General features: G+C 44.4%; 11 protein-coding genes and 1 pseudogene. 4 read left to right on the top strand and 8 right to left on the bottom strand.

From position 1 onward, the window contains the following. The 8 genes from F6K37_RS26800 to F6K37_RS26765 form a co-directional block, all read right to left on the bottom strand. Positions 1 to 748, bottom strand: a 748-nt coding sequence (locus F6K37_RS26800) for a TrmH family RNA methyltransferase (RefSeq protein WP_287253395.1), incomplete at its 3' end; no start/stop codon positions are given. Between the two features lie 14 nt (positions 749 to 762). Beyond that, a complete protein-coding gene (locus F6K37_RS26795) occupies positions 763 to 1,251 on the bottom strand; it encodes a Mini-ribonuclease 3 (RefSeq protein ID WP_008179779.1) in 489 nt (162 codons plus the stop codon). Between the two features lie 177 nt (positions 1,252 to 1,428). Beyond that, a complete protein-coding gene (locus F6K37_RS26790; RefSeq protein WP_044492280.1) occupies positions 1,429 to 1,797 on the bottom strand; it encodes an STAS domain-containing protein in 369 nt (122 codons plus the stop codon). Positions 1,798 to 2,161: 364 nt separating this feature from the next. Beyond that, the gene (gene carA, locus F6K37_RS26785) at positions 2,162 to 3,319 is read right to left on the bottom strand and encodes a glutamine-hydrolyzing carbamoyl-phosphate synthase small subunit (RefSeq protein WP_008179774.1); all 1,158 of its coding nucleotides are present in this window, start codon (positions 3,317 to 3,319) and stop codon (positions 2,162 to 2,164) included. Beyond that, positions 3,316 to 3,858, bottom strand: coding sequence for a GIY-YIG nuclease family protein (locus F6K37_RS26780; protein WP_008179772.1), 543 nt, complete (start codon positions 3,856 to 3,858; stop codon positions 3,316 to 3,318). The genes carA and F6K37_RS26780 overlap by 4 nt, the downstream gene beginning before the upstream one ends. 36 nt (positions 3,859 to 3,894) lie before the next feature. Further along, positions 3,895 to 4,221 carry a hypothetical protein gene (locus tag F6K37_RS26775; RefSeq protein ID WP_008179770.1) on the bottom strand — a complete coding sequence of 109 codons (327 nt, stop codon included), beginning with the start codon at positions 4,219 to 4,221 and terminating at the stop codon, positions 3,895 to 3,897. Positions 4,222 to 4,703: 482 nt separating this feature from the next. Next, on the bottom strand, positions 4,704 to 5,651 hold the full coding sequence (locus F6K37_RS26770; protein ID WP_287253390.1) for a Sll0314/Alr1548 family TPR repeat-containing protein: 948 nt from the start codon (positions 5,649 to 5,651) through the stop codon (positions 4,704 to 4,706). 294 nt (positions 5,652 to 5,945) lie between these two features. Continuing rightward, positions 5,946 to 6,149: a hypothetical protein gene (locus F6K37_RS26765; protein WP_008179766.1), complete on the bottom strand. Its 204-nt coding sequence runs from the start codon at positions 6,147 to 6,149 to the stop codon at positions 5,946 to 5,948. A 35-nt stretch (positions 6,150 to 6,184) separates the two neighbouring features. On the opposite strand from F6K37_RS26765, the gene F6K37_RS26760 reads away from it, so the two are divergent. The 4 genes and pseudogenes from F6K37_RS26760 to F6K37_RS44800 form a co-directional block, all read left to right on the top strand. Continuing rightward, the gene (locus F6K37_RS26760) at positions 6,185 to 6,832 is read left to right on the top strand and encodes an ABC transporter ATP-binding protein (RefSeq protein ID WP_008179764.1); all 648 of its coding nucleotides are present in this window, start codon (positions 6,185 to 6,187) and stop codon (positions 6,830 to 6,832) included. 3 nt (positions 6,833 to 6,835) lie between these two features. Continuing rightward, on the top strand, positions 6,836 to 7,111 hold the full coding sequence (locus F6K37_RS26755; RefSeq protein ID WP_131827056.1) for a hypothetical protein: 276 nt from the start codon (positions 6,836 to 6,838) through the stop codon (positions 7,109 to 7,111). 93 nt (positions 7,112 to 7,204) lie between these two features. After that, entirely contained in the window at positions 7,205 to 7,951 is a 747-nt protein-coding gene (rsmG, locus tag F6K37_RS26750) for a 16S rRNA (guanine(527)-N(7))-methyltransferase RsmG (RefSeq protein ID WP_008179760.1), read from the top strand. Continuing rightward, positions 7,924 to 8,095 (top strand): annotated as a pseudogene (locus tag F6K37_RS44800) (hypothetical protein); the annotation flags it as partial. The gene rsmG and the pseudogene F6K37_RS44800, both read left to right, overlap by 28 nt.

Here is an 8,095-nt window from a genome sequence, read left to right as displayed (position 1 = left end):
GCTCTAGGGCATTACTGAGATTGACAACTCTGGCAATAGGAAAGGTTTCTAGAGCTCCTGCTGCCACTTTCCTCACAGTTGAGGTGACACCAACAGCTCGACGTTGGGGTATTACTAAGCCTTGAGCCCCTAGAGCTTCTGCCGTACGAATAATCGCCCCTAAATTTTGAGGATCATTAATGCCATCACAAGCCAATAAAACTGGCTGCTCAGTTGCCCATTTTGCTTTGTCAATTAAGTCATTTAAATCTATGTAGTTGTAAGATGCTATTTGAGCTGCCACACCCTGATGGTTACCACCTTTAGTAATTTGGCTCAGGCGTTTTGGTGCTACTTCATCAATTACTGTACCGTTGGCCTTGGCTTGAACCAGTAAGGAGTGAAAGCGAGGATCGTAACGCAGCTGGGAAATAATCCAAACTCGGTTTAGCTGGTGCTGGTTTTGGAGAGCTGCTATAACTGAATGACGCCCGTAGATTAAGTCACTCTCTTCTTCTGTGCTACTTACAAGTTTTGACTTAGGGTACCCATGCTGCTTCGGCTGAGTTTCCTCGGAGTGATGGGAATGTTTTGCCCGTGGCTTTCTAGAGTGGTAGTTCTTTCGAGGGGGTTTCCCGTTCTTTTGAGAATTGCCTGGGGTCGAAGGAGATAATTTTTTATTCTCACCTTGCCGATCAGAGGACTTCCCTAACTTGATCTGGCCAGAAGCATCAGAGGAGGAATCAGAGGAGGGGTTTTGATTAGCCATAATAGAATAAGGGTTTATGGGCTGTCGAGTTTTAGATGAGCCAATAACTGGGTCAACCGTTGAGTATCAGTAAGGTAGAGGTATCCCAGTAAGGTTTCTAAGCTACTAGCTTGTTGATAGATTTCTCGATTGAGACGCCGGGGGGTCTTTGTGGCAGCATTCCGTCCGCGCCGTAAAACGTCTTTTTCAGAAGCAGTTAGGTAAGGTTCAAGCGATCGCAAAATCTTAGCTTGGCTTTCTGCTCTCACATGAGCCACTACCTGGTTATGATAGTCACAGATTCGCCTCGGTGGTAGCAGATAGTGGGTTCGGATGTAAAGTTCATAAACAGCATCTCCTATATATGCCAAGGATGCTGGGGAAATCTGTTGAATTTTGGCAATTTGATCAACTTTCGCCATGAATTGCCTAAATCGAAACTCTGTCCACAATACTATAGAGTCAGTTCCACCGCCATGGCTATCCTCTTCCAAGGGGTCTAATTGTGCATCTGTTTGAGCCATCTTTGGGGTATCACGGTCTTTTGTTTATTAGAGCAAATTTGACATCCTTCCACAATTTCTGCTTCGAGTATTCAATACATTGACTAAAAGGCAAGTTAATCACACTCAACTCTCACCGATTCCCCACTGCTGAGAAAGTGATGGCGGGTTTTGTCCCCGCCATCACCAACGATTTTGTCATTTACCCTTGACGTTCTCCTCAGCTACCGCCAGAGAATCTTGCAGGGAGAGAAATTTTTCTAGGCGCACTAGTTTCACAGTTTGAGTCACCCGGGGATTGGTCACGACTTGTAGACTTCCTTTAGCAGTTTGAGCTTTCTTTACTAGCTGCACCAAAGCACCCAAACCAGAGCTATCGACAAAATCAATTTTAGATAAGTCCAGAATAATATGCGCTGGACCTTCATCAATACATTTGCCAATAACGTTACGGAGAGTAGATTCCGAAAAGGCATCTAGCAATCCAGTAAGGCGGAAAATTTGATAATTTGACTCGACTTGGCGAGTGCCCCTTAAACTGACTGTAAGGGTTAGTTGTTCAGGAATAACACCCTCCTAGATATAGCTGATAAATATCAATAATTTAATACTTCTACTGTCAAGTTGACTACTGTGACAGTAGATTGATGACTTGGCTACCGTTGATACACGCGCCCTATCACCATACCTTTTTTTGTTGGTTAGCACCTCAAGGGGCTAAAACAACGTCAATATTAGATTATACAACAGTATCAGAGTAATGGGGGTAGGGTAACCGGGTGTAGCGGTAGGGTAAAATTAAGCCAGCCGCAATTGTAACCGATTAATTATAACTGAAGCAGATTTCTTGGTTTGCTGGCAATGCAGGGGTTATTCTATAGCCCCACACCCGCTCACCCTACAGTTGGGGTTTGGCATTGACTATTGGGCGCTATGCTCCTGGGTCGCCGCTACGCGAACGCATCAGCTCGACAAACTGCTGAAATAAATAGTCAGCATCGTGAGGACCAGGACTAGCCTCTGGGTGATACTGTACTGAGAAGAACGGTAAGGATTTGTGACGCAACCCTGCCACAGTGCGGTCATTGAGATTTAGGTGAGTAACTTCCACCTCCGTGCCTAAGGTATCGGGATCAATAGCAAAACCATGGTTTTGGCTAGTAATTTCCACCATTTGCTGCAAACCGGCTGGGTGATTCAAACCTCGGTGACCAAATTTAAGTTTAAAGGTCTGGGCTCCTAGGGCAAGACCAAGAATCTGATGTCCCATGCAGATGCCAAAAATAGGTTGCTGACGCTCCAATAAGGCTTTGGTGGTTGAGATGCCTTCGAGTACTACCGCCGGATCCCCTGGTCCATTGGACAGAAATATCCCATCGGGATTATACTTAGCAATTTCTTCTGGCGGTGTATTAGCAGGGACGACAATTACCCGACAATTGTAGCTCGCTAGACGCTTGAGAATATTACGTTTAATCCCAAAATCGATCGCAACAACTGTCAAAGGCTTGTCCTTTTCCACTCCATCAACCCCAGGACCGAACTCCCAATTGGCTTCCGTAGGATCAGACCATTGGTAAACCTTGTGAGTGCTCACTTCTTTAACTAGATTTAATCCTGCCATACTCGGAGCCCCTTGCACTTCGGACAATAATTCAGCGGAGTCAAGGATTTCTGTGGAAATGGCACCGTTTATCGCACCAATGGAGCGTATTTTGCGGGTTAATGCCCTTGTATCTATGCCGTAAATTCCTGGGATGTTGTGTTCCGCAAGATAATCGGGCAAGGACTGGGTAGAGCGCCAGTTACTGGGCCGGTAGCAGATGTTACGGGCAATTGCCCCTCGGATTTGAGGATGAGCAGATTCTTGATCGGAGGGGTTAACACCAGTATTGCCTAATTCTGGATAGGTGAAGGTCACAATTTGACCGCAGTAGCTGGGGTCTGTCACCACCTCTTGATAACCCGTCATGGCAGTGTTAAACACTACTTCACCAATGGTTGTACCAGTCGCTCCGAAAGACCAGCCTTGGTAAGTTGTGCCATCAGCGAGAACTAGCAGAGCTGGATGAGCCGTTGAGATAGTCATTTTATGTCAAGTAAACCCTTTTCTTTAAGCTTAGGATTGAAGCGAATTTCAGTCTTTACCCCTCGGGATTCTAGCTCATCTTTAATTTTAGCTTCAACTCTCCGAGCAATTTTCTTGAGAATCTTAATTTTTGCTAATTCCTCACTTTGCTCATAGTCTAATTGCTCTGCTTCAGTCATTGTCACTTTAGCATCAATGGGCTGGATCCACAGATTTTCCTGCTCTCCATTTCCCACCGGGATCACACCATTATCTTCAATCCATGCCTTACGAATCGTTTCTAATCGACTCCGGTCAGGTTTTTCAATCGTTTCTACTTTTAGCCAATAGCAGGAGTGATGCTGACGAACTAAATGTTGTTTGATGCTGATATATACATCTCGGGAATAATTCACAAATTTCAGCGTTTTATCTTGGTCAAAAATTGCGTATACACCAATCTTTTTTTGTAAAAATTCTGGTATATTTCCCGTTTCATCCAGATAGGGAATAAATTCTAAATCCTTCAGAGATGGAATTTGATTATCAGAGGTGAGCATGGGATGGGATTAAAAAATAAGATTAAAAACTAAATTTTATTGAAATTTGCGATAAATCCCACACAGGCGACTGGGATTAAAGATTTTGGCTTTGAACATGAAGTTAGGAGGTACATTAATGATGATATAATCATCAGATTCTTGATACTGCTCATATTCCGCTGGCATTCCCTTAGGGGTTGAAGTGGTGTAGGGAACTGGTTTAAACAGTAATTCAGTAAACTCAACCCTTTCAGCTTGAGCCGCTTCAGCTACTTGAGCCAAGAAGTTTTCCCCGGTTAGTAAAGCAAATAACTGGTCTCGGGCTTCTGGAGCTAGGACAAAACTGCTATCGAACTTGTTAATTATCTTGAGGCGAACCATAAGTCAAGGACAATCCCGAATTCTTTAACACAGGGATTATACCTGATCAAGATTCACTCGTGAACAAGACTTCCCTTAAATATACTGCTGAGTTCTGAGTAAGACCTGTCACTGTTCACTAATCCTATAGGATTGCCATAGGAGCACCCACAACGAATGCCCCTACTGTTTTTTTGAAAAAAATGCAGTTAACTATTTACAGTTTACTTTTAACCTTGGCCAATAGGCCACGGGTTCGCTGAAAGCGGGACTTCGTCCATCGCGTTCAACCTTCAACTTAGTTAACCTTCAACCTACCCTATACCGAACCCTAAAGGCGAACAACCTTGGCCAATAGGCCACGGGTTCGCTGAAAGCGGGACTTCGTCCATCGCGTTCAACCTTCAACCTTCAACCTTCAACCTTCAACCTTCAACTTAGTCAACCTTCAACCTTCAACCTTCAACCTTCAACCTCTAAACCTTAAACCTTCAACAGTAAACTTAGTCATCCTTGTGAGCCACGTCTGTTCCCCGCTTCCGGATCCGATTCCGTTCCTTCGAGCAATTCCTATTCCCATCTGTGAGTTTATTTTCAAGTTTGCACTGCTCGTAAGTAATTTGGGCAGCGTGACGTTTTGGGAGTTGATTCTGTTTTTCTAAAGCTTTGTTAAAAAAATATAAACTTTTTTCTTCCTGCCCCAGTTTTCGCAAAATTTGTGCTTTAAGGTAAAGTACATCTGGGTTGCTTGGTGTTGTTTCCATTGACCGGTCTACATAGTCTATTGCCTTAGAATATTGCTTTAAATCTCGATATCCTACAGCAATGCCTCGATAGGCTAAATAAGAAGGAAAAGCATAGGTTTCTAACTTGTCAATGGCTTGAGATGGGTCAGAAAATGGTAAATTAACTGCTAACATTAAATCCATATAGCCTGTAATCAAGTTTAGCTCTGGATCATTAGGATCAATTTCTTTGGCTTCATCCAGATATTCAAAAACTTTCTGCAATTTAGTCAAGGCGCTGATGGGACCTTCTTTTTCAAAATCGTAAGCCCCTTCCAAAAAATAACCTACTGCTGTGTAAAGATTACCTCGCAAGGGATCAGAGGCAATCATTTCCTTAGCCTTATTAAGAGTTTTAGTTCCGTAGCTCTTGAAGGTTTCCCAATCTTGATCTAAGTAAGCTAGAGATGATAGCATAGCATAGGTCATGGGTTCTTTAGACTGCCTAGATTCCGATTTTTTTAGATAAGCTTCGGCCTCTTTATAGTTTCCCTCCTTGAAGAAGAAGTCAAAAGCATCTTGAACAGTGTTATCAATGTCCCGAGGATTACTGTCGCGAAAGGGATCAGCTGCCAAGGTGGGCATTCCCCATAAACCGATTAATACAACTGCTGTGCTGACGCAGGCTTTAACTATCTGTTTTGGTGCTCGAAACCGTTGGTTCATCGTCATTCTGGCAATATTAAAAATATATGCTACTAACCTCAGTACTGACGTTGCACTTGATGCCAGGTTCCATGGTACCGGAAGTTGGGGCATAAGATAGTAAGGGACTTGCATGTAAAAAAAATACCAATTAAAGTAGGGTGGGCAAAGTTATCTTATCTATAAGACTCATTTGAACCAAAATGTTTTTGCCCACCCTACAAGCTAAAATCTGGTATTTTATTTTTTGGCTACTCCCTAAGTAAGCATATGCGCTACGCGCACGCTACGCGAACAGCAGTCAGCAGTCAGCCGTCAGCCATTCCCGTAGCGTGGCCATTCCCGTAGCGTGCCCCAAAGGCCAAAGGCTAATAGCTGATAGCTAATAGCTGATAGCTGATAGCTGATAGCTGATAGCTGATAGCTGATAGCTGATAGCTGATAGCTGATAGCTGATAGCTGATAGCTGATAGCTGAGTGGTTAGGATAGTAATGTTTATGAAATTTTGAAACCTCCAAAATTTTGGGAGAAGGGAAAGAGTGGGCAGAACGGAATGCTATATCTTAGAGACTTAACCTATCATCCACCAGCTAGCTCCACCCCGATCTTGAAGGGTCTGAATCTAGAGCTAGCACCACAAGAATTAGGACTAGTGATTGGTGTTAGTGGTTCTGGTAAAAGCACATTATTGGAAATTTTGGCAGGATTAGCCCAGCCGACGGCAGGAAAAATCTTTTGGGGAGAAACTGAACTCACCAACGACCACCTACCCCAACTGGCAGGATTAGTGTTTCAGTTTCCAGAACGGCATTTCTGTGGTAAGACTATCCTGGAAGAATTGCGGATGGGACATCCAGAGTTGGGGTCACAGAGGGTTTATGATGCTTTGGGGGAAGTGGGACTGGCTGATTTCCCCCTGCATACTTCACCCCATGCTATGAGTGGTGGTCAGCAGCGACGCCTTGCTCTGGCAGTACAACTGATTCGTCAACCCCATATACTGATGTTGGATGAACCAACAGCTGGATTAGACTGGTCTATGCGAAGACAGTTAGTTAATCTGCTGGCAAAACTCAAAACCCACTGGACACTGCTAGTGGTGACTCACGATGCTAGGGATTTACTGCCTATTGCTGACCGCTGCTGGACTCTTAAGCAAGGGGAATTAAAAGCTGTTGATTTAGCTAGTGCTGAGTTATGAGTGTTGCCAACAGCTATCAGCGGTCAGCGGTCAGCGGTCAGCGGTCAGCGGTCAGCGGTCAGCGGTCAGCGGTCAGCGGTCAGCGGTCAGCGGTCAGTAGACGTAACTCAGATTAAACGAATGTTTACCTGTTGTCTTGATGCAGTCGCTCATGGGGGAAACTCCCAAGACCGTAATGGTGCGTTTACAGTCGTCGAATTAAATTCGCCACGGGTCGCACCTCTGCATCGCTTATTCAAAAGCACCTCAAGTAGCGTGGCACAGGCTTCGACGCTGTGACTTAACCCATAAGCTGATAACTGAAAGCTGAAAGCTGAAAGCTGATAACTGAAAGCTGAAAGCTTACGTGTTGAGTAGTTTGAAAAGTAAAAAATGACAAATGACCAAAATGTTTTATTGCTGCCACAGATGACAGAGGTTTGGCAAGAAACTCTAAATTGGCAGCCAGCTCCAGAACAACAACAGTTGTTTCAGAAACTATATGAAGGGATTTTGTCAGGCAATCGCCAGTTGAATTTAACTCGGATTACGGCTCCCGAGGAGTTTTGGGAAAAGCACCTGTGGGATTCTTTGGTAGGATTGGCTCCAATATGGCAGTCTATAACTCCAGGACAGAGAATTATTGATATTGGAACGGGGGCGGGATTTCCGGGATTACCAGTTGCGATCGCATTTCCTAATACTGCTATTACTTTACTCGATTCCACTCGCAAAAAAATTACTTTTCTTCAAACCTTAATCCCCCAGTTGGAAATCAATAATGTTACAACCTTAGTTGGCAGAGCAGAAGCTATTGGACAGAAGCAGCAGCATCGACACTCCTACGATATTGCTCTAGTTCGTGCTGTTAGTGCCCCTTCTGTTTGTGCTGAATATGCTCTACCACTTCTGAAACAGGGAGGTTTGGCGATTCTCTATCGTGGTCATTGGACAGATGAAGAAACCGAAGCTTTACAGCCAGCGGTAAAAAAGTTAGGTGGAAGAATTGAATCAGTTGAAAAATTTACTACGCCTTTGAGTGATAGTGTTCGTCATTGTTTGTTTTTGAAAGTATTATCACCAACAGTAGCTAAGTTTCCCCGTGCTGTAGGATTACCAGCACAAGACCCTTTGAATTAGAAGATAGATTTTTTGTAAGCGGTCAGCGGTCAGCGGTCAGCGGTCAGCGGTCAGCGGTCAGCGGTCAGCGGTCAGCGGTCAGCGGTCAGCGGTCAGCGGTCAGCGGTCAGCGGTCAGCGGTCAGCGGTCAGCGGTCAGCGGTCA

Origin of the sequence: Moorena sp. SIO4E2, assembly GCF_010671945.1 — a bacterium.
In the GTDB taxonomy this organism is placed as follows: domain Bacteria; phylum Cyanobacteriota; class Cyanobacteriia; order Cyanobacteriales; family Coleofasciculaceae; genus Moorena; species Moorena producens.
This window is presented reverse-complemented; position numbering and strand designations above follow the sequence as displayed.